The 20,214-nt window shown below is 63.2% G+C and carries 19 protein-coding genes; 15 read left to right on the top strand and 4 right to left on the bottom strand.

Going from position 1 to position 20,214, the window contains the following annotated elements:
- Nucleotides 1–172: 172 nt before the first annotated feature.
- From DS839_RS14380 to DS839_RS14360, 5 genes are all read left to right on the top strand, one after another.
- Nucleotides 173–1,345 carry an isovaleryl-CoA dehydrogenase gene (locus DS839_RS14380; protein WP_119271040.1) on the top strand — a complete coding sequence of 391 codons (1,173 nt, stop codon included), beginning with the start codon at nt 173–175 and terminating at the stop codon, nt 1,343–1,345.
- Between the two features lie 193 nt (nt 1,346–1,538).
- A complete protein-coding gene (locus tag DS839_RS14375) occupies nt 1,539–3,146 on the top strand; it encodes a carboxyl transferase domain-containing protein (RefSeq protein ID WP_119271039.1) in 1,608 nt (535 codons plus the stop codon).
- A gap of 203 nt (nt 3,147–3,349) precedes the next feature.
- Nucleotides 3,350–5,332, top strand: a complete 1,983-nt coding sequence (locus DS839_RS14370; RefSeq protein WP_119271038.1) for an acetyl/propionyl/methylcrotonyl-CoA carboxylase subunit alpha — start codon at nt 3,350–3,352, stop codon at nt 5,330–5,332.
- Nucleotides 5,333–5,464: 132 nt separating this feature from the next.
- Entirely contained in the window at nt 5,465–7,252 is a 1,788-nt protein-coding gene (locus tag DS839_RS14365; protein ID WP_119271037.1) for a caspase family protein, read from the top strand.
- Nucleotides 7,252–8,118, top strand: a complete 867-nt coding sequence (locus tag DS839_RS14360; protein WP_119271036.1) for an alpha/beta hydrolase — start codon at nt 7,252–7,254, stop codon at nt 8,116–8,118. The genes DS839_RS14365 and DS839_RS14360 overlap by 1 nt, the downstream gene beginning before the upstream one ends.
- Before the next feature lie 13 nt (nt 8,119–8,131).
- On the opposite strand, the gene DS839_RS14355 is transcribed toward DS839_RS14360, so the two are convergent.
- Nucleotides 8,132–8,998 carry a cytochrome c3 family protein gene (locus DS839_RS14355; RefSeq protein WP_119271233.1) on the bottom strand — a complete coding sequence of 289 codons (867 nt, stop codon included), beginning with the start codon at nt 8,996–8,998 and terminating at the stop codon, nt 8,132–8,134.
- A gap of 123 nt (nt 8,999–9,121) precedes the next feature.
- Here DS839_RS14355 and DS839_RS14350 point away from each other — a divergent pair, with 123 nt between their 5' ends.
- From DS839_RS14350 to mmsB, 9 genes are read left to right on the top strand one after another with little or no spacing between them, the layout of a single operon-like run.
- Nucleotides 9,122–10,270, top strand: a complete 1,149-nt coding sequence (locus tag DS839_RS14350; protein ID WP_368911671.1) for an amine dehydrogenase large subunit — start codon at nt 9,122–9,124, stop codon at nt 10,268–10,270.
- Nucleotides 10,270–10,815, top strand: a complete 546-nt coding sequence (locus DS839_RS14345) for a MauE/DoxX family redox-associated membrane protein (protein ID WP_119271034.1) — start codon at nt 10,270–10,272, stop codon at nt 10,813–10,815. Before DS839_RS14350 ends, DS839_RS14345 begins: the two co-directional genes overlap by 1 nt.
- Before the next feature lie 3 nt (nt 10,816–10,818).
- A complete protein-coding gene (gene mauD, locus DS839_RS14340) occupies nt 10,819–11,412 on the top strand; it encodes a methylamine dehydrogenase accessory protein MauD (RefSeq protein WP_119271033.1) in 594 nt (197 codons plus the stop codon).
- Nucleotides 11,413–11,424: 12 nt separating this feature from the next.
- Complete coding sequence (locus DS839_RS14335) at nt 11,425–11,955, top strand: methylamine dehydrogenase light chain (protein WP_119271032.1); 531 nt, start codon at nt 11,425–11,427, stop codon at nt 11,953–11,955.
- Entirely contained in the window at nt 11,955–12,401 is a 447-nt protein-coding gene (locus DS839_RS14330) for a c-type cytochrome (protein ID WP_119271031.1), read from the top strand. The genes DS839_RS14335 and DS839_RS14330 overlap by 1 nt, the downstream gene beginning before the upstream one ends.
- Nucleotides 12,402–12,403: 2 nt before the next feature.
- On the top strand, nt 12,404–12,841 hold the full coding sequence (locus DS839_RS14325) for a c-type cytochrome (protein ID WP_119271030.1): 438 nt from the start codon (nt 12,404–12,406) through the stop codon (nt 12,839–12,841).
- A 7-nt stretch (nt 12,842–12,848) separates the two neighbouring features.
- Nucleotides 12,849–13,991 (top strand): acyl-CoA dehydrogenase family protein, encoded by a 1,143-nt coding sequence (locus DS839_RS14320; protein ID WP_119271029.1) that lies wholly within the window; start codon nt 12,849–12,851, stop codon nt 13,989–13,991.
- 5 nt (nt 13,992–13,996) lie between these two features.
- On the top strand, nt 13,997–15,043 hold the full coding sequence (locus DS839_RS14315; RefSeq protein ID WP_119271028.1) for an enoyl-CoA hydratase/isomerase family protein: 1,047 nt from the start codon (nt 13,997–13,999) through the stop codon (nt 15,041–15,043).
- Nucleotides 15,044–15,048: 5 nt separating this feature from the next.
- Nucleotides 15,049–15,933 carry a 3-hydroxyisobutyrate dehydrogenase gene (mmsB, locus tag DS839_RS14310; RefSeq protein ID WP_119271231.1) on the top strand — a complete coding sequence of 295 codons (885 nt, stop codon included), beginning with the start codon at nt 15,049–15,051 and terminating at the stop codon, nt 15,931–15,933.
- A gap of 5 nt (nt 15,934–15,938) precedes the next feature.
- Here the strand turns inward: mmsB and DS839_RS14305 are convergent, their stop codons facing one another.
- Complete coding sequence (locus DS839_RS14305; protein ID WP_119271027.1) at nt 15,939–16,160, bottom strand: hypothetical protein; 222 nt, start codon at nt 16,158–16,160, stop codon at nt 15,939–15,941.
- Nucleotides 16,161–16,301: 141 nt separating this feature from the next.
- Here DS839_RS14305 and DS839_RS14300 point away from each other — a divergent pair, with 141 nt between their 5' ends.
- Nucleotides 16,302–19,019 (top strand): winged helix-turn-helix domain-containing protein, encoded by a 2,718-nt coding sequence (locus DS839_RS14300; RefSeq protein WP_119271026.1) that lies wholly within the window; start codon nt 16,302–16,304, stop codon nt 19,017–19,019.
- A gap of 10 nt (nt 19,020–19,029) precedes the next feature.
- Here DS839_RS14300 and DS839_RS14295 read toward each other — a convergent pair whose 3' ends face one another.
- Together DS839_RS14295 and DS839_RS14290 are read right to left on the bottom strand one after the other, a co-directional pair.
- Nucleotides 19,030–19,638 (bottom strand): glutathione S-transferase family protein, encoded by a 609-nt coding sequence (locus DS839_RS14295; protein WP_119271025.1) that lies wholly within the window; start codon nt 19,636–19,638, stop codon nt 19,030–19,032.
- 20 nt (nt 19,639–19,658) lie between these two features.
- Nucleotides 19,659–20,126 carry an SRPBCC family protein gene (locus DS839_RS14290; protein ID WP_119271024.1) on the bottom strand — a complete coding sequence of 156 codons (468 nt, stop codon included), beginning with the start codon at nt 20,124–20,126 and terminating at the stop codon, nt 19,659–19,661.
- Nucleotides 20,127–20,214 lie beyond the last annotated feature (88 nt).

The raw sequence follows: 20,214 nt of genomic DNA, 5'->3' as shown, positions 1-20,214 counted from the left end.
CAAGGGAGATCTCTCGAGCAAAACACTTGCAAGGTGTTCCGTGCAATCGTTGGGTATCTAGCGGCGGAGAGACCCCACCCGACCGCCCTTCGGGCGGCCACCCTCCCCGCGCTTCGCGCGGTGGAGGGAGAGTGGAGCAGGAAGCTCTGTGATTGTGAGTAAGGTTAAAACGATGGCAAACAACAGCAATTTCGGCCTCAATTTCGACCTCGACGAAACCGCCGACATGATCCGCGACACGGTTTCGACCTTTGCCCAGGCCGAGATCGCGCCGAGGGCCGCCGAGATCGACAAGTCCAACGAATTCCCGCGCGACCTGTGGCCGCGCATGGGCGAGCTCGGTCTCCACGGCATCACGGTCGAGGAGGATTTTGGTGGATTGGGTCTTGGCTATCTCGATCATGCAATAGCGGTCGAGGAGGTGAGCCGCGCCTCGGGCTCGGTCGGCCTTTCCTATGGCGCCCATTCCAATCTGTGCATCAACCAGATCCGCCGCAACGGCTCGGACGAGCAGAAAAGGCGCTATTTGCCGAAGCTGATCTCGGGCGAGCATGTGGGGGCGCTCGCCATGTCGGAGCCGGGCTCGGGCTCGGACGTCGTCTCGATGCGCACCAAAGCCGAGAAGAAGGGATCGAAATACATCCTCAACGGCAACAAGATGTGGATCACCAACGGTCCCATCGCCGACACGCTCTTCGTCTATGCCAAGACCGATCCTGGAGCCGGGGCCAAGGGCATCACCAGCTTCCTCATCGAGAAGGGTTTCAAGGGCTTCCGCACCGCGCAGAAGCTGGACAAGCTCGGCATGCGCGGCTCCGACACCGGCGAGCTCATCTTCGAGGATTGCGAGGTGCCGGAAGAGAACGTCGTCGGCGAGGTGAACAAGGGCGTGCGCGTGCTGATGTCGGGCCTCGATTATGAGCGCGCCGTGCTGGCCGCGGGCGCCGTCGGCCTCATGCGCACCGCGCTCGACGTCGTCCTGCCCTATGTGCATGACCGCAAGCAGTTCGGCCAGCCGATCGGCACCTTCCAGCTCGTCCAGGGCAAGCTCGCCGACATGTATGTGCTGATGAATGCGGCACGCTCCTATGTCTATACGGTGTGCAAGGCCTGCGACCAGGGCCGCGTCACGCGCGAGGACGCGGCGGGCGCCATCCTCTTCGCCGCCGAGAAGGCGACGCAAGTGGCGCTCGATTCCATCCAGCTCCTGGGCGGCAACGGCTATATCAATGATTTCCCGACCGGCCGCCTGCTGCGCGACGCCAAGCTCTATGAGATCGGCGCCGGCACCAGCGAGATCCGGCGCATGCTGATCGGGCGCGAACTGTTCGAGAAGTCGATATGAGTGCGCACCGGCAAGGACGAATCCCCTCTCCCCCATCGGGGGAGAGGGTTAGGGTGAGGGGGAACCGGCGGCGGAATCTGTTTAAGATGCAGCAGGCCGCTGACGTCTGTTCCCCCTCACCCTCCCAATGCTTCGCATTGGGCCCCTCCCTCTCCCCCGTAGGGGGCGAGGGTATTTGGAAACTGTCTCGTCCATGACTTCCCTCAAGAGCGACATCGATCCCCAATCGGAAAAATTCCGCCGCAACGAAGAGCACATGCGGGGCCTGGTCGATGACCTGCGCCAAGTGTCGAGCCACATCATGCAGGGCGGGCCCAAGGCCTCGCGCGAGCGGCACGAAGCGCGGGGGAAATTGCTGCCGCGCGAAAGGGTGTTGCGGCTCCTCGATCGCGGCTCGCCCTTCCTCGAGACCGGGCATCTCGCCGCGCATAAGATGTATCACGGCGAAGTTCCCTCCGCCGGCATCATCACCGGCATCGGGCGCGTCAGTGCGCGGGAATGCATGATCGTGTGCAATGACGCGACGGTGAAGGGTGGCACCTATTATCCGATCACCGTCAAGAAGCATCTGCGCGCGCAGGAGATCGCCGAGCAGAACCGCCTCACTTGCGTCTATCTCGTCGATTCGGGCGGCGCCAACCTGCCCAATCAGGACGAAGTCTTTCCCGACCGCGACCATTTCGGCCGCATCTTCTTCAACCAGGCCAATATGTCGGCCAAGGGCATCCACCAGATCGCGGTGGTGATGGGCTCCTGCACCGCGGGCGGCGCCTATGTGCCGGCCATGGCGGACCAGAGCATCATCGTGCGCGAGCAGGGCACGATCTTCTTAGGGGGTCCGCCCCTGGTGAAGGCGGCAACCGGGGAAGTGGTAAGCGCCGAAGACCTGGGCGGCGCCGACGTCCATACGCGCCTCTCCGGCGTCGCCGATCATCTCGCCCAGAATGACGAGCATGCGCTCGAGCTCGCAAGGCAGGCCGTCGCCAATCTGCAGATCAGGAAACCCGGCGATCTCGTTTTGCGCGAGCCGAAGCCGCCGCTTTACGATCCGGCCGAGCTCTATGGCGTCATGCCGCCGACCTCGCGCGAGCCTTTCGACGTGCGCGAGGTCATCGCCCGCATCGTCGACGACAGCGTGCTCGACGAGTTCAAGGCGCTCTATGGCAAGACGCTGGTCACAGGCTTCGCTCATATCCACGGGATGCCGGTCGGCATCCTCGCCAATGACGGCATCCTGTTCTCGGAATCGGCGGTCAAGGGCGCGCATTTCATCGAGATATGCTGCCAGCAGCGCATCCCGCTCTTGTTCCTGCAGAACATCACCGGCTTCATGGTCGGGCGCAAATATGAGAATGAAGGCATCGCCAAGCATGGCGCCAAGCTCGTGACCGCGGTCGCGACGGCGCAAGTGCCGAAGATCACGGTCATCATCGGCGGCAGCTTCGGGGCCGGCAATTACGGCATGTGCGGGCGGGCCTATTCGCCGCGCTTCCTGTGGATGTGGCCCAATGCGCGCATCTCGGTGATGGGCGGCGAGCAGGCGGCCAATGTGCTCGCCACCGTCAAGCGCGACGGCCTCGCCGCCAAGGGCGAAAAATGGAGCGAGGTGGAAGAGGAGGCCTTCAAGGCGCCGATCCGCGAGCAGTATGAGCATCAGGGCCATCCCTATTTTGCCTCGGCGCGACTGTGGGATGACGGCGTCATCGATCCGGCCGAGACCCGCCGGGTGGTGGCTTTGAGCCTCTCGGCCACGCTCAACGCGCCCATCCCCGAAACCCGCTTCGGCATATTCAGGATGTGAAGAATGGAGTGGACGTTCGAAGCGATGGCTCAAACACCCTCGCCCCGCTTTAGCGGGGAGAGGGTAGGGGCCCATTGCGCAGCAATGGGAAGGGTGAGGGGCCTGCGGGTCGTGCCTGACAAGCCCCTCACCCCTCCCGCCGCTTCGCGGCGGGGCCCTCCCCTCTCCCCGCTGAAGCGGGGCGAGGGTTATGGGGTTGTCGCATGCTGAAGTCCGTCCTCATCGCCAATCGCGGCGAGATTGCCTGCCGGGTCATCCGGACGGCGCGGCGCATGGGATTGCGCACCATCGCCGTCTATTCCGATGCCGATGCCGACGCGTTGCATGTGGCGCAAGCCGACGAGGCCGTGCGCATCGGCGGACCCCTCGCACGCGACAGCTATCTCAAGATCGACGCCGTCCTCGATGCCGCGAAGAAAACGGGCGCCGAGGCGATCCATCCGGGCTATGGCTTCCTTTCCGAGAACGCCAACTTCGCCGAGGCCTGCGCCAAGGCGAAGATCGTCTTCGTCGGCCCGCCCGCCTCCGCCATTCGCGCCATGGGCGGCAAGAGCGAAGCCAAGGCATTGATGGCGAAAGCGCAAGTGCCATTGGTGCCGGGCTATCATGGCGAGGACCAGTCGCCCGACGTGCTCGAGAAAGCGGCCGACAAGATCGGCTATCCCGTCCTGATCAAGGCTTCGGCCGGCGGCGGCGGCAAGGGCATGAAGGTCGCGCAAGGCAAGGCCGATTTCCGCGACCAGCTCGCCTCGGCCAAGCGCGAGGCGCTCTCCTCCTTCGGCGACGACCGGGTGCTGATCGAGAAGTATCTCACGAAGCCGCGCCATGTGGAGATCCAGGTCTTCGCCGATGCGCATGGCCATTGCGTCTATCTGTTCGAGCGCGACTGCTCGATCCAGCGCCGCCACCAGAAGGTGATCGAGGAAGCGCCGGCGCCCGGCATGACGGCGGGCTTGCGCCAGCGCATGGGGGAGGCCGCGGTCACCGCCGCCAAGTCGATCGGCTATGTCGGCGCCGGCACGGTCGAATTCCTGCTCGATGAGGACGGCTCGTTCTATTTCATGGAAATGAACACGCGCCTCCAGGTCGAGCATCCGGTCACCGAGTTCATCACCGGCCTCGACCTCGTCGAATGGCAGTTGCGCGTCGCTTCGGGCGAAAAGCTGCCGCTCGCCCAGGACCAGCTCGCGATCAACGGCCATGCCTTCGAGGTCAGGCTCTATGCCGAGGATCCGGATCGCGATTTCCTGCCGCAGACCGGCACGATCACCCATCTGAGCTTTCCGCCGGAGAACGGCCATGTGCGGATCGATACCGGCATCACGCAAGGCAAGGCGATCAGCACCTATTACGATCCGATGATCGCCAAGCTCATCGTATGGGACCTCGACCGGCCCCAGGCCTTGGCACAATTGCGCCGCGCTTTGGCGCAGACGGAGATCGGCGGCCTCGTCACCAATACGGCCTTCCTGGCGAAGCTCGCGGCCAACAAGGCCTTCGCCAAGGGCGATGTCGATACGGGCTTCATCGGCCGGCACGAGAAGGAATTGCTGCCGAGCGTGCCCGCGGCACCGGACGATGCGCTGGTCCTTGCGGCGACGGGCATTCTCTTGCGCGAGCGGCAGAAGGGCACGCGCGATCCCTGGTCGCTGATGGATGGCTGGCGCCACCATGGCGGCGGCCACGACCATCTGACGCTGATCGATGTGAGCGGCGGCCAGACCGCGCACAAGCTCGTTTTCGATTATGCGAAAGATGGCTTCCTGTTCCATCTCAAGAAAGCGGTTCTGCCCGTCAGCGCCACCCTATCTTCATCCGGCAAGCTCACCGCGGATCTCGGCGGGCGGCGCCTCTCCGCCGGCTTTGCCTCGCAGAGCGATGATGTGACCCTCTTTCTCGACGGCGTCGGCTATCGCCTGAAACGGGCCGGCATCGATCTCGGAGAGGAGGACGGCGAGGCGGCGGCGCTCAGGATCGCGGCACCCATGCCGGGCCGGATCATCGCGGTCCATGTCGCGGCGGGCAAGATGGTGGAGAAGGGCACACCCCTCATCGTCCTCGAGGCGATGAAGATGGAGCATACGCTGAAAGCGGGCCATGCCGGCAAAATCGAATATGTCGGCTGCAAGCCGGGCGATCAGATCCGGGAAGGTCAGGAACTCTTACGTTTCGCGGCGCCTGCTTAATTCGTCATGGGCCGTTCATTGTTGCTCCGTCGCACAGGCTTGGAATTTTCACGACCGGTTTTCTGAATACGGCTGACATTCTCCGCCAGTTGACCTAAGGTTATAGGGTTCAAGGCTGGAGCGCGGCAAACCATGAGCAAGAGGGCAGCCGTCGTGATCGGGGTCGGGACGACCGGGACGTTGCCGCCGCTGAAATCACCGGTCCCACAAGCCAAGGCTGTTGCAAAATGGCTCGCTGGCGAAGACTTCGAGGTCACGGTCCTCACCGATGAGACAACCAAGGTCGACGCCCGCTCGATCGCCGATGCGATCGACAAGTATGTCAAGCCGCCGACCCGGTACTCGATGCTGGTCGTCTATTTTTCCGGCCACGGAATCTTTCATGCCCGTTCCGATGTCTGGCTCCTGAGCGAAGCCCCGGGAAGGCCTGACGAAGCCATCAACCTGACCGGAGCGATCGATCTCGCCCGCGGTTCGGGAATCCCCAATGTCGTCCTGATTTCCGACGCCTGCCGGTCGCTGCCCCAGGACCTCGGCGGCGCGCTGGTCAGCGGGGGTATCGCCTTTCCCTTTTATCCCGGCTTGGGCCGCTCGAAGGTCGATGTTTTCCGCGCGACCTTGCCGGCGAAGGTCGCCTATGAAATCCAGAAAAGGGACGGCGACCAGGCGATCGAATCGCTGCTCACGACCGCATGGTTGTCGGCCTACGACAACCCGCCCGCCGACATGCAAAAGTCGCTGACGGTCGCCGGGAACACAATCATCGTCGTTCCGAACCGGAAGCTCGAGGCTTACCTCCAGGACGAAGTCGATCACATGCTCGACGACCTCGGGCAGGATCTCGACCAGTCGATCGAGGCCGACGTTCCCTCGGACGACGATGTCTATATCGGGAGAGCCCGGATCGGCGCCGGCCAGGCAAACCCCTTGCCGCCGCCGGCCACAGGCAATGGGGACGAAGGTCCGAAGCCTGGCGTGCCCCGCGGACGGCGGACGGCGAGCGAAGGGAAGCTCGCTGCCGTCCTCGTTCGCGAACGACTGGTGGCCGGGACCGGAGGGATCGCCCTGGACCGGCCATTGGTCGCCAAGGAAACCCGAACGAGCGTTGAAGGTCAGATCGCGGCCCGCCTTCCGACCGACGCCGTCACCCATTTCGAAACCGAGACCGGCTTCGTCGTCTACGGTCCGCCGATCAAACGGGCTGGGCCCGGAAAGCGGGAGGGAAGGCCCGGCGCCGAAGTCCTCGTCGCCGGCGGCCATGGAGAACCGGGGCTCATTCGAGTGTGGAATGTCAAGCCCGCCGCGACCATCGCCGTCGAATTCTCCGATGGCCGGTCCGCGGCCCTCGCCGCCCTTTTCGGCTATATCGGTCATTGCACGGTCGGGCCGGATGGGCTGTCGAACATCAGCTACGTTCCGTCGAGCAACCATCCGCGCTGGGGCGATTACATGAAGCGTCGGGGCGTGATTGATCAGTTGCGGGCCGAAGTCGCGGTCGCCGCCGACCACAATACTTTTTCGCTTTCATCGCCGGAAAAGGCGGAAAGCTTCGGGCGGCTGATCCGCCAGGACAAGGCATTGGACCCGACCCTCGGGCTTTATGCCGCCTACGCCTATACGCAGGCCGGCAACGAGGACGAAGTTCGAAACGTCCTGGAGTTCATGTGGTACGACCTTCACGCCGACCTGTTCGACGTTCGGATGCTGGCCTTTCGTCGGCCACCCGCGGAAAAACGCCGACCGGTGGTCCCGGCTTGCCCGATGCTGACCCAAGGCTGGAATCTCATCGCGCCGCGTCAGGTCGAGCTTCCTCAGGGTTTTGCCGAAGGCGCCGGCCACTTGACCGGTTCGCTGTGGACGACCTTCGAACCGCCATTCGCCGGACGGCTGTTCGCAACGATCGAAAGGGGCGATTTCTGATGCGGGTTCTGATGATTCACGGACGAGCCCAAGGCGGGCTCGATCCAGCGGCCTTGAAGGCGACCTGGGTCAAGACTCTTGCCGACGGCTTTCGAGGCCACGGCCGGCAACTCCCCGGCAACCTGGCTTTCGATTTTCCCTATTATGGCGACCTCCTCGACGAGTTCACCAGCAAAGCGAAGCTCAGGACCCCCGACGAGGTGGTCGCGAAGGGGCCTGGCGAGGATCGCGACTTCGAGGCCTTCGAGAAATCGGTCCTCCTCGAAATGAAAAAGGAAATGCAAATCTCGGACGACGAGGTCGATGCGGTACGCTCGCCCGTGGCCGGCGAGAAGGGCGTCGAAAACTGGGGCTGGGTGCAGGCGATCGCGCGGATTCTGGATCGGCACGTCACCCCGGCATCCGAGTTCACGATCGCGACCTTCCTCAAGGACGTCTATCTCTACCTGACCAAGCGAAGCGTCAGGCGGGCGATCGACAAGACGGTCGAAGACCTCCTGACCGACGAACCGACGATCATCATCAGCCATTCCCTGGGAACGGTCGTCGCCTATAACATCGTCAAGGCCCACAAGGCCGATATCAACCTGAAGAAGTTCGTCACCGTGGGATCGCCGCTGGGAATAACCGCGATCAGCTCGCGGCTCGGGGTGATCGAAAACCCGGCAGCGGCAGTTGGCTGGTACAACGCCTATGACGAACGCGACGTCGTCGCCCTCAACCCACTCGACTCGTCGTATTTTCCGACCGACCCGTTGATCATGAACAACAACGGCGTGCAAAACCACACCGCGAACCGGCACGGGATCGTTGGCTACCTCAACGACGCCGGAGTTGCGGCGAATGTCATCAGCGGGCTCGCCTGAACCGGTCGCCGGTTCAACTTCCATGGCAGGCCGTACAGTGGTCAATGGGCCCGCTCTTGCGGCCTGCCCGCTTCTCGCGGCGATGGCAATCGGCGCAGAAGGCATGGAAGAGCCGGTCGACGCGCATCGTTTCGCTGGTCGAGAGCTTCTTGTGGCAGGTGATGCAGTTCTCCGTGCCGGTGCGATCGGTAAAATTATGATGACAGGTGGTGCAGACGAAGCCCGAATGATCGTCATGCAGGAAGCGGGCATGATCGACGGGCGATGAGCGCAACGGCGCGAACCGCGCCCGGGGTCCGGCGGCCAAGGCGGCTATGATGGCGAGAAGAACTGCGGGAAGCGCCATAAGGATGAGCTTGCGCCTTTCCGGGAGGAGGGCCCCGGCCACGAGCAGCAGGAGTCCTGCCAGGACGAGGCCCACGATCGCCGCTTCGGTGCCGGCAATGAGGGCTGAATGCGCGGCCGCCGCGATGACGACGGTAAAGCCGGCAATGCGATGAAGGATGAGGGCCCGGGGTGAGCTCAGCGAGCGCCGCACCGCAAGGGTCGCAAAGAGCGCCAGCGCCGCCACCAGGCCGCAGATGATCTCGACGGGCATGGTGGCGCTGAGCCATTGCCAGAAAACCGGCTCGAAAGCTGCAACCGCAAGGACATGCAGGCTCACCGCGACAATCGCGAATGCGCCGAGCAGGCGGTGCCACGCTTGGCCGTCAGGGCGGGGCTGAATGACAAGGGTCAGGGCGGCGAGAAGCAGCGCCAGCATTCCGGGAATGCGGACCAGCCACCACGCGCCATCGGTCGGCTGCAGCGCCAGGCCAAGGAGAGCCGCCGCGAGCAAGGCTCCGCCCAGGCGGCCGCCATGGGACAGGATCGTCCGCATGCTGTGCTTTTCCACCTCGTTCGACCAAAGGTATCAGTTGAAATCGCAGATAGCCTGCCGGATAGTATTATCAATAGTGCGCTCCACGCCAGTATCGCACATCTAGGGAGAGGAACCGTGCCCATGCTTCGCACCGGATTTTTCGCCTGCGCCTTTGTCGCGCTCCTTCCTTTCATCGCTGAGGCCCAGGAGCCTCTGCAACCCGAGCAGATGACGGTCGAGCCGATCCCCGCGGGCACGCCCAAGCTCTTCGTCGCCGATCTCGCCATCGAGCATATCGTCGATGGCCGCGTGCGCGTTTACGACGCCAACAGCATGAAGCTCCTCGGCATGGTGGGCACGGGCTTCCTCGGCCAGGTCTATATCCCGCCCAAGCAGGACGTCTTCTACATATCGACGAGCTATATCGAGAAGATCACCCGCGGCAAACGCTCGGACTGGCTCGAGATTTATGACTCGAACACGCTGCAGTTCAAAGGCGATATCCCGATCGCCACGACGCGTGCCCAGGCCTTGAACTATCGTCCGCTGCTGCAGGGATCGTCCGACGATCGCTGGATCTTCGTCCAGAACGCGACGCCCGCGACCTCGATCAGCGTCGTCGATCTCAAGGCGCAGAAGCAGACGGCGGAACTGCCCAATGCCGGCTGCTATGGCATCTATCCCACAACCGGCAACGGCTTGCGCTTCGCCACCATGTGCGGCGACGGCACTTTCGGCACCTACACGCTGAAGGAGGACGGATCGGCGGCCGAACGCAAGGCCTCGGAGCCGATCTTCGACGGCGATGCGGACGCGCTCTTCATCCACGGCGAGCGTGACGGCAACAACCGGATCTTCATGTCCTTCCCGGGCAATATCTATGTCGTCGACCTCGAGGGCGATACGGCCAAGCTCGTCGAGAAGATCGAGATGACCAAAGGCGTCGAGGGCGACTGGCGGCCCGGCGGATACCAGACCCATGCCTTCCATCCGAAATCGGGCGTGCTGTTCGTGCTGATGCATAAGGGCGGCGCCGAAGGCTCGCACAAGAATCCGGCCGAAGAGATCTGGGCCTATGATCTGCGCAACAAGAAGCTCCTGTCGCGCTCGCCCACCACCACTGCCACCTGCGTGACGGTCGGCCAGGGCGATGAGCCGGCCGTCTATGTCATTGACGCCATCGGCGTTAAGGTGATGCGCTATACGTCGGACGCGACCAAGGGCTATGCGCTAACCGCCGCGGGCGAACAGAAGGCAGGGAACGCGCCGGGTCAAGTCGAGAGCCAGTGATGCAGCTCGACCCGCTCGTCATACTGATCGCCTCGGGTGTCCTCATCGCCGTCTTTGTGCGCGCGATCTGGCACAAGCTCAGCGATTTCGACGTGTTCAAGGCATCCTTCGCCGATTATGAGCTCTTGCCGCAGTCGCTCGTCGCCCCGGCGGCGCTCATCCTGGTGCTGGCCGAGGCCGCCATCGTTGCTGGGCTCGTCGTCCCGCTGACGCGGCCCGCCGCCGCCATCGGCGCCGTCATCCTTCTCGTCCTCTATGGCGGCGCCATCGCCGTCAATCTGAGGCGCGGACGCTATCTGATCGATTGCGGCTGCGGAGGGCCGGGACAGGGCCTCTCCTGGTTCCTGGTCGCGCGCAATGCGATCCTTGCCGTGATCGCCGCCATGGCCGCCATGGCGCCGGGGCTGCGCTCGATCTCCGTCTCCGACGCCCTCATTCTCGGACTGTCGGTTGTCACCGTGTGGCTCCTGATCCTCGCCAGCGAGCAGGCTGCCGCCAATGACGCGCACCGGCAATTCATCCGCAACAGCAGGAACAAGGGTTAGACCATGGATGCGTTCACCATTGCCCTCATCCTGCTCTGGGCCGTCGTCATCGCGCTCGGCATCGTGGTGTTGGCACTTGCCCGCCAGATCGGCATCCTGTTCGAGCGCGTGGCCCCGATGGGCGCGCTGATGACCGATTCCGGCCCCAAGATCGGCGAAGCCTCGCCCAAATTCGCGCTGCAGGCGCTGGGCTCCGGCAAGCCGGTCTCGATCGGCGCGCAAACCGGACGCTCGCTTCTCATCTTCTTCCTGTCGCCGACTTGCCCCGTGTGCAAGAAGCTGCTCCCCGTTCTCAAATCGGCGCAGAAGACGGAGAAGGGTTTCGACATCGTGCTCGCCAGCGACGGCGATGCGCCCAAGCATGAGGCCTTCATCGCCAGCCACAAGCTCGACCAATTCCCCTATGTGCTGTCGAGCGATCTCGGCATGGCCTACCGCGTCAGCCGCCTGCCCTACGGCGTGGTGCTCGATGGCGAAGGAACGGTGCGCGCCAAGGGGCTCATCAACAATCGCGAGCAGCTCGAAAGCCTGTTCAATGCCAAGGAAATGGGTGTCGCCTCGATCCAGGGCTTCCTGGATCAGGTCAAGGAAGCTTGAGGAGGGTTTGACATGATCGGATCATTGCAAAGGCTTGTGGAAAGCTTCGACCGCTTCAGCGAGACGGCGACGCGCTTCGGCGCGCAACGCATCGGAAGGCGGAGCGCCCTTTCGGCGCTCGGCACCGCGATCGCCGGCGGCGCCATCCTGCCGATGCTGCCCTTCGACCGTTCGGGCGGTGCGGCACAAGCGGCGAGCACACGTGATGCGGGCGACGAGACCTGCGAATACTGGCGCTATTGCGCCCTCGACGGCTTCCTGTGCACCTGCTGCGGCGGCTCGCTGGCGAGTTGCCCGCCGGGCTCGGAGGCCTCCAAGGTCACCTGGGTCGGCACCTGCCAGAGCCCTGCGGACAACAAGGCCTATCTCATCAGCTACAATGACTGCTGCGGCCAGGTGTCGTGCGGCAACTGCCTGTGCAATTACAATCTGAAGGAACGGCCCGGCTATCGCATGGGCGTCCATAACGACATCAACTGGTGCATGGCCAACAGCCGCGGCCTCTATCATTGCACCGTCGCTGCGGTGATCGGTACCGGCTGATGATGCAACGGCTCGTTCTGGGTGCCGCGCTGCTCAGGGTCTCGTCCGGTGCCGCGGCAGCGGATAGCGCGTCCCTGTTTTCGGAGAATTGCGTCGCCTGCCATCAACAGGGCGGGGTCGGCACGCCGGGCCTGGCACCACCGCTCGTTTCGGAGACGCTCAGGAAAGCGGGCAGCGTCCAGCGCGATTATGTGGCGCTCGTCATCATCCACGGGCTCTCTGGCCCCATCAAGGTCAAGGGCCAGCTCTATACGAGCGCCATGCCGCCGCGCACCGATTTCAGCGACGATGACGTCGCCGGCCTCGCCAATTACGTGGCGCGGGATCTCAACGGCCTGGCGGCGGACCAGTACAAGCCCCTGGTCACAGCCGACGTCGCCCTCCTCAGAAAGACCACAGTCGATCACCAGACTCTGCGCGACATGCGGTCGAAATTCGGAGAATGATGATGATGCGCCGCTGTGCCGTCGTCATTGTCGCAACTTTTCTCGGGGTGGCAGGCGCGCAAGCGGTGGAACCCAACTATAATTATGCGCTGCATTGCACCGGCTGCCACACGGCCGAGGGCGTCAGCCCGGAGCTTGGACGTATCCCGCCGCTCAAAGGCGTCGTCGGCCATCTGGTGCGCACGCAGGAGGCACGGCTTTACTTCGCCAATGTGCCGGGCATCGTCAATTCGGGTCTCGATGGCGAGGAGACCGCGGCCTTGCTCAACTGGGTGGTGAAGATCTATGGCGGCGAGAGCACGCCCGAGAGCTGGAAGCCCTTTGACGGTGCGGAAATCAAGGCGCTGAGAAGCGAGGCGCCGGCCGATATCATGGCCTATCGCAAAGAGGTCGAGGATCGGCTAAAGGCCGATGGCTACAGCATCGGCACCTACCCTTGAGCGTTTCATGGATTTTTCGCTGACCGCCGACCAGATTGCCATCCGGGACATGGTGCGCGGCTTCGCGGCCGAGAAGTTGGCACCCTTCGCCGCGCAATGGGACGAAGAGAAGACGATCCCGCGCGATGTGCTGAAACAGGCGGCGGAGCTCGGGCTTGCCGCCATCACGGTGCGCGAGGATCACGGTGGATCGGGCCTCTCCCGCGTCGAATCGGCTCTCATCTTCGAGGAACTCTCCTATGCCGACCCCGTGGTGGCGAGCTTCCTCTCGATCCACAATATGTGCGCCTGGATCATCGACACCCATGGCACGGAGGAGCAACGCCAGGCCTGGCTACCCAGGTTCTGCGCCATGGACGTCGTCGCGAGCTACTGCCTCACCGAGCCCGGCTCAGGTTCGGATGCGGCGGCGCTCAAGACCAAGGCGGTCAAGGACGGCAACAGCCATTACCGCCTGACCGGCTCCAAGGCCTTCATCTCGGGCGGCGGCTATTCCGACATCTATCTGGTGATGTGCCGCACCGGCGGGGAGGGACCGAAGGGAATCTCCTGCATGCTCGTCGAGAAGGGCACCGAAGGCCTGAGCTTCGGCGCCAATGAGAAGAAGATGGGCTGGAATGCGCAGGCGACCGCGACCGTTAATCTCGATCAGGTGCGTGTGCCCGCGGCCCATCTCATTGGCGGGGAAGGCAAAGGTTTCTCGATCGCGATGAACGGCCTCAATGGCGGCAGGCTCAATATCGCCGCCTGCAGTCTGGGGGCGGCGCAAGCGGCTCTGGACAAGGCCGTCGCCTATATGAAGGAGCGCAAGGCCTTCGGCAAAAGCCTCTCCCATTTCCAGGCGCTGCAGTTCAAGATCGCCGATATGGAGACGGAATTGCAGGCGGCGCGCATCTTCCTCTATCAGGCGGCCTGGAAGCTCAGCCAGGATGCGCCCGATGCGCGCAAGTTCTGCGCCATGGCCAAAAGGCTCGTCACCGACACCGGCTTCCGCGTCGCCAATGAAGCGCTGCAGATTCATGGCGGCTATGGCTATCTCAGGGATTTCGGCATCGAGAAGCTGGTGCGCGATCTGCGCGTGCATCAGATCCTCGAAGGCACCAATGAGATCATGCGCGTCATCATCGCCCGTGACATGCTGGATAGCTGAGACAGATGACAGACGACGTCGTGATCCGCATCGAAGGTGCCGCCGGCCGCATCACGCTCAATCGGCCCAAGGCGCTCAATGCCCTCAATCGTCCGATGACGGACGCCATCACGGCGGCGCTCGTTCGGTGGCGCGACGACGCCTCCGTCAAGCATGTCGTCATCGACGGCGCCGGCGGCCGCGCCTTCTGCGCCGGCGGCGACATCCGCGCGGTCTATGACATGATCCCGACCGATCCCGAATTCCCGCGGGCCTATTGGCGCGCCGAATACCGGCTCAATGCGATGATCGCGCGCTATGAGAAACCCTATGTCGCGCTCATGGATGGTTTCTGCCTCGGCGGCGGCGTCGGGCTTTCGGCCCATGGCTCGCATCGCATCGTCACCGAGCGCTCGTTCGTGGGGATGCCCGAAACCGCGATCGGCTTCACGCCGGATGTCGGCGGCGCCTGGCTCCTGGCGCGGGCACCAGGTCATGCGGGAGAGTATATGGCGGCGGTCGCCTATCGCATGAATGCGGCGGACGCAATTTATGCAGGCTTCGCCGACACGATGATCAGGGCCGAGGATATTCCGGCCTTCGTCGCGGCGCTCAGCGAGGGACAAGATGCCGGCGAAACGGCGCGTCGTTTCAGCATCCCTCCCGGCGCCAGCGGTCTCGCGGCCCGGCAAGCCGATATCGATCTCATTTTCGGCACCGAGACGGTCCAGGAAGCGGCGCGCCGGCTCAAGGCGATGGCGGGCCCCTGGGCGGAAGAGACGCTCGGCAAGATATCCTCCCATTCGCCCACAGCGCTCGCCGCCGCGCATTTCTCCGTCCGCAAGGTGCGGGGCTTCGGCCGGGTGGAAGAAAGCCTCGATCACGAGTATCGTTATGCCCATCGCGCCACGGGCCTGCATGATTTCCGTGAAGGCGTCCGGGCGCTCATCGTCGACAAGGACGGCAAGCCGCAATGGCGCCCGGCGCATCTCGACGATGTGCGCATGAGCGATGTCGTGGCGCTGTTCGCGCCGCTCGGCAAGGATGAGCTCGGCCTGGCAGCGGGGAGTTGAAGACCATGAAGATCGCGTTCATCGGCCTTGGGCATATGGGCGGACCCATGGCGGCCAATCTGGCGGCCAAGGGATTCGCGGTCACGGGCTTCGACATCGTGCCGGCCAATCTGGAGAAAGCCGCCGGGCAAGGCGTTGCCGCGGCGCAGAGTGCCGAGGATGCGGTCACCGGCGCCGAAGCCGTCGTCACCATGGTGCCGGCAGGCCAGCATGTGCTCGATCTCTATCGCCACATCCTCAAATCGGCGCCGCCCAACACGCTCTTCATCGATTGCTCGACCATCGATGTGGCGAGCGCCCGCGAAGCGCACGGCCTGGCGCAGCAGGCGCGCCTGCAGAGCCTCGATGCGCCGGTCTCGGGCGGCACGGCGGGTGCTGCCGCGGCGACGCTCACCTTCATGGTGGGCGGCGAGAAGCGTGCTTTCGAGCGCGGCCAGCCGATTCTGGCCGCCATGGGCAAGCGCATCGTCCATTGCGGCGAAGCGGGGGCGGGGCAGGCGGCCAAGATCTGCAACAACATGATCCTCGGCATATCGATGATCGCGGTGTCGGAAGCCTTCGTGCTGGCCGAAAAACTCGGCCTGGATGCCAAAGCGCTCTACGACGTCGCCTCGGCCGCTTCCGGCCAGTGCTGGTCGCTGACCACCTATTGCCCGGTGCCGGGTGTCGGGCCCAAATCGCCCGCCGACAACGACTACAAGCCGGGCTTTGCCGCAGCTCTCATGCTCAAGGACCTCGCTTTGGCGCAGCAGGCGGCGTCAGAGACCGGTGCTGCGACGCCGCTCGGCGCCCATGCCGAGCAGCTCTATCGACGCTTCAACGAGGAAGGCGGCGCCACGCAGGATTTCTCCGCCATCATCCGCCATCTCGCCGCCGCGCGGCGGGATTAAGCAGTTCACCAATCTGGATCGCGACCTTCGAGATCATTGTCCGGAATGACTGGCGGCCGGCACTGAAGGCTCGTGTAGGGGGCCACATAGGCCATATTGAACGCGTGGCCCAGAAGCCCGGCGATTGCGCCAAGGGCTGCTCCGACCCCAATTCTCGGTAAGCTTGGCCGTGACAGGCTGGAGCGGCGGCGGATGGAGATGGGGACCGTGGAAATGATGTCGGACATGGCGTCCTCCTGTACCCATGAAAATGACACCGCTTGCCGTTCAGGTCCTTGGCGCGAAGCTGAAGAATCCTGAAAGATCCTGAAGTTCGCCTTAGGGAACAACTTGGGTTATTCTGCTCCCGAGGAACGGGTTCTCGGCACATGGACGTGGAGTTTGGGAGCTACCGCCTGAAGCGCGCCGAACGGCTTCTGCTAGGACCCAAGGGGCCGGTGGAGCTCTCGGGGCGATCCTTCGACATCCTCGCCAAGTTGCTGGAGAGGCCGGAAGAGGTCGTCGGCAAGACCGAGCTCTTCGATGCGGTCTGGCCCGGCATGGTGGTGGAAGAGAATACGCTGCAGGTGCATATATCGGCGCTGCGCAAGGCGCTCGACACCGGCATGATCACGACGGTGCACGGCCGCGGATACAAATATGCCGGCCCGAGGCCAGTCGCGGCCGCGCCTGCCGCAGACAAGGCTTCGCCGCAGGCCAAACCATCCATCGCCGTCCTTCCTTTCGCCAATCTGAGCGGCGACGCGGCGCAGGATATTTTCTGCGAAGGCTTGGCGCTCAACATCGTCGCCAGCCTCGGGCGCTACCACGAGTTGTTCGTCATCGACCGGATTTCGACCCTGGCCTACCGAAACCGGACGGTGACATCGGCTGAGGCCGCGCGCGAACTTTCGGTTCGCTACATTCTGGAGGGAAGTGTCCAGAAAGCTGGGGATCGCATCCGCGTCTCTGTCCAACTTGTCGACGGAGTCGACAACCGGCAGCTTTGGACCGAGACTTATGACCGCCAGCTGACGGATATCTTCGCGGTCCAGGACGAAATCGCCGGGACGATCATCGGAACGCTTGCCTCCGGCTATGGCGGCAGGCTCGGCAAGGCCTGGCGTGATCGAAGCAAGTCCACCGGGCTCGAGAGTTTCGTCGCCCTGGACCATCTCCAGCGCGCCCTCGATACCTGCCGCTTCACCAAGGAAGGAGAAATCCGTGCCAGGGAGGATCTGGCCAGGGCAATCGAATGTGATCCCAGACTTGCCAAGGCCTACGCCAAAATGTCCATAAGTCACATTCTCGACGCCTATTGCGGCTGGGCCGACGACTATGACATCTCGATGGAACTGGCCCGCCGATGGGCAGTGGAGGCGATCGCCTGCGACGACGGCGAATCCTGGTCCCATTGGGCCTTCGCCAACTATCATTTGTATACTTTGAATCATGGCGTGGCCCTCGAGGCCTTCCGAAAGGGCCTCGACTGCAATCCCAACGACGCCGAGACAATGACCGACTACGGGCTTTGCCTGAGCTATGCGGGCAGGGCGGAAGAGGGCATCGAGCACGCGCAAAAGGCCATGCGCCTCAATCCGTACCACTACGAATGGTACACGGCTCAACTGGGCCAGATCTATTTCGATGCCCGCCAATATGACAAGGCGATCGCCGCCTTTGCCCGCCTGCGTTCGCTGGATAGCGCCATCATGCGTGTCTATCAGGCGGCGAGCTTCGCTGCCGCCGGGAACCAGCAGCAGGCCCAGAAATCCGTGAAACGCGCTCTCGAACTCGATGCCGGCGCCACACTGGAAAAATGGACCGATCCGAAGCTCGCGCCCTATGATGATGCTGCTTACCTTGACCACTTCCGCGAGAATCTCCGCAAGGCCGGCCTGCCGGAGCGGGCCGCGCCGCATGACGAAAAACCCTCCATCGCCGTTCTTCCCTTCGACAACATGAGCGGCGACCCGGAGCAGAATTATTTCAGCGACGGCATCACCGAAGACATCATCGCCGAACTCGGCAGGTTCAAGGAATTTCTGGTCATTGCGCGGAACTCGTCGTTCCAGCTCCGCGACAAGGCGAATGACGTGGCCGAGGTGGCGAAGAAGCTCGGCGTCCAGTATGTCGTCGAAGGCAGCGTGCGCAAGATCGGCAACCGGGTCCGGGTCACCGTGCAGCTGATCGACGCCGCCTCAGCGGCCCATGTCTGGGGCGAGCACTATGACCGCGAGCTCACCGACATTTTCGCCATCCAGGACGAAATCACCCAGATGATCGCAGCCCGCCTCGCCCGGCAGGCCAGAACCGCGATTGCGTCCTACGCCAGGGTTCGACCGACCGACAACATGTCGGCTTATGACTTCTACCTCAGGGCGCTGCAACTGGCAGCCACCTATGACACGGTGCTCAAAGCGGAACCCTTTCTGCGCCAAGCCATAAAGCTCGATCCGCGGTTTGCCGCAGCCCACGCCATGTTCAGCTTTGTCGAATCCATCAAATGCTACTGGGCCTACTACGATCCGGGTCATCTTTATGATCATCTTCATGCCGGGTTGGAGATCGCAAAAACCGCATTGCAGCTTGACCCCAACGAGGCCTATGGACATCTCGCTTCCGGCTTTGCCCTCTTGTATCTGCATCGATTCAAGCAAGCTGAAATCAGTCTCGACCGGGCGGTTGCCCTGAACCCGAACGATCCGTTCATCCTAAGCATCCGTGCCCTTCTGCTCAATTACACGAGCAGGCCGGAAGAGGGCTTGCGTGAACTATACGAAGCCCAGCGCCGCGACCCGTTCGCCGTGGGTTGGTACGACGACTTTCGCGGCATCATACTGACGACGGCTGGGCGATATCGCGAGGCAACGGCCTGCTTCGCAAAAATGGAAACCGTAAATTCGTGGTCGCTCGCGCATCTGACGATCTGCCATTTCGAGCTGGGCGAAATCAAGCAGGCGCGAGATACCCTGGCAAAGCTCAAGGCACTCTGGCCCGGACTAACCATCGACGAGATCGCCGACAATGAAATCGATTTCTTCGAGGACCCGGCAATCTGCAGCCGTTACCGCGCGATCTTGAAGCGCGTGGAAAAGGAAGAGTAGGCTGCGCGTCTCACGCGTTCCAGCTCGGGCGCCGGCGCAGGCGCGCGTTCCAGCGCTGCACATGCGGGAGATCGGCCGGGACCTCGTAGCTGAACACTTCCGACAGCCACAGCGTGACCATGCCGGAGATGTCGGCGATGGAGAATTCATCGCCGGCGAGATAGGGCCGGCCGTCGCTCATCTCGCGATCGAGCCAGGCCCACTTCCCCGGGATCATCCGCTTCTGCGCTTCGGCAAAGGCCGGGACCTGGATCACCCGCTCCTTGAAGAATTCATCGGTATGCAAGGTGACATTGCCGATGGTGGCGAAGACTTCGTTCTCCATGCGCCGGTTCCACATCTCGATCTTGCCCTGGCTCGCCGGATCCGATCCGAACAAGGGCGGTGTGGGATGGACGGCCTCGAGATAGCGGCAGATCGCGACGCTCTCGGTGATGACCGTGCCGTCATCGAGAACGAGCACCGGCACCTGGCCCAGCGAATTGAGCTTCAGGAATTCCGGCGATTTGTGCTCGCGCTTGCCATAATCGAGCTCGACCAGCGGCAGCGAGATGCCTTTCTCCGCCATGAAGATGCGCACGCGATAGGAATTGGGGCCGGGGGCCACGTAGAGCTTCATGTCTTTCTCCTCTTGTCCAATCACGCGGCCAGGCGCGTGAGCTCGCTGCCGAGCGTGTCGAAGAGCTGCTCGCAGCCCTCTTTGCGGGTCTTGAGCGTGTCGGCGCCGTCGAGGAACGCCGCCTGCTCGGTATAGATGAGCCTGGTGCCGGAGGCCTCAGGGGAAAGCTCGATCGTCGCGAGCGAGGCCGATATGCGCTTGCCGTCGATGAACATGCAATAGCTGAGGACGAGGCGGCGGTCGTCGACGACATCGAGATAGGTGGTCTCGTTGCGGATCGGCGGACCGTCCTGATAACGGAACGTGCCTTCCTCGTGCCCGCCTTCACGCGCATCGAGCGCATAGCTTTCGGTGACCCAGCCGTCCCCTTCCGCGAACCAGCGGCGCTTCATCTCGACGTCGGTCAAGGCCTGGAAAACCAGGGATGCGGGGGCATCGAAGCGGCGCTCGATCGAGAAATTGCCATGTTCTACGGTGCGTTGGGTCATAATGTTCTCCCGGTAACTAGTTGTAATATGCAACTAGTTGTAACTTACACAAACCGATGCGATAATGCAACCGGTTTTTGGAGATTTT

It is taken from the genome of Taklimakanibacter deserti, from assembly GCA_003574785.1.
This window is presented reverse-complemented; position numbering and strand designations above follow the sequence as displayed.

What these genes read in the sequence shown, in the direction of transcription:
- DS839_RS14350 (WP_368911671.1), top strand. Translation starts at nt 9,122, where the DNA reads ATGCTTCGCACCGGATTTTTCGCCTGCGCCTTTGTCGCGCTCCTTCCT.
- DS839_RS14295 (WP_119271025.1), bottom strand. Translation starts at nt 19,638, where the DNA reads ATGAAGCTCTACGTGGCCCCCGGCCCCAATTCCTATCGCGTGCGCATC.
- DS839_RS14345 (WP_119271034.1), top strand. Translation starts at nt 10,270, where the DNA reads ATGCAGCTCGACCCGCTCGTCATACTGATCGCCTCGGGTGTCCTCATC.
- DS839_RS14355 (WP_119271233.1), bottom strand. Translation starts at nt 8,998, where the DNA reads ATGCGGACGATCCTGTCCCATGGCGGCCGCCTGGGCGGAGCCTTGCTC.
- DS839_RS14365 (WP_119271037.1), top strand. Translation starts at nt 5,465, where the DNA reads ATGAGCAAGAGGGCAGCCGTCGTGATCGGGGTCGGGACGACCGGGACG.
- DS839_RS14375 (WP_119271039.1), top strand. Translation starts at nt 1,539, where the DNA reads ATGACTTCCCTCAAGAGCGACATCGATCCCCAATCGGAAAAATTCCGC.
- DS839_RS14320 (WP_119271029.1), top strand. Translation starts at nt 12,849, where the DNA reads ATGGATTTTTCGCTGACCGCCGACCAGATTGCCATCCGGGACATGGTG.
- DS839_RS14330 (WP_119271031.1), top strand. Translation starts at nt 11,955, where the DNA reads ATGATGCAACGGCTCGTTCTGGGTGCCGCGCTGCTCAGGGTCTCGTCC.
- DS839_RS14290 (WP_119271024.1), bottom strand. Translation starts at nt 20,126, where the DNA reads ATGACCCAACGCACCGTAGAACATGGCAATTTCTCGATCGAGCGCCGC.
- DS839_RS14300 (WP_119271026.1), top strand. Translation starts at nt 16,302, where the DNA reads ATGGACGTGGAGTTTGGGAGCTACCGCCTGAAGCGCGCCGAACGGCTT.
- DS839_RS14360 (WP_119271036.1), top strand. Translation starts at nt 7,252, where the DNA reads ATGCGGGTTCTGATGATTCACGGACGAGCCCAAGGCGGGCTCGATCCA.
- mauD (WP_119271033.1), top strand. Translation starts at nt 10,819, where the DNA reads ATGGATGCGTTCACCATTGCCCTCATCCTGCTCTGGGCCGTCGTCATC.
- DS839_RS14325 (WP_119271030.1), top strand. Translation starts at nt 12,404, where the DNA reads ATGATGCGCCGCTGTGCCGTCGTCATTGTCGCAACTTTTCTCGGGGTG.
- DS839_RS14315 (WP_119271028.1), top strand. Translation starts at nt 13,997, where the DNA reads ATGACAGACGACGTCGTGATCCGCATCGAAGGTGCCGCCGGCCGCATC.
- DS839_RS14380 (WP_119271040.1), top strand. Translation starts at nt 173, where the DNA reads ATGGCAAACAACAGCAATTTCGGCCTCAATTTCGACCTCGACGAAACC.
- DS839_RS14370 (WP_119271038.1), top strand. Translation starts at nt 3,350, where the DNA reads ATGCTGAAGTCCGTCCTCATCGCCAATCGCGGCGAGATTGCCTGCCGG.
- DS839_RS14305 (WP_119271027.1), bottom strand. Translation starts at nt 16,160, where the DNA reads ATGTCCGACATCATTTCCACGGTCCCCATCTCCATCCGCCGCCGCTCC.
- DS839_RS14335 (WP_119271032.1), top strand. Translation starts at nt 11,425, where the DNA reads ATGATCGGATCATTGCAAAGGCTTGTGGAAAGCTTCGACCGCTTCAGC.
- mmsB (WP_119271231.1), top strand. Translation starts at nt 15,049, where the DNA reads ATGAAGATCGCGTTCATCGGCCTTGGGCATATGGGCGGACCCATGGCG.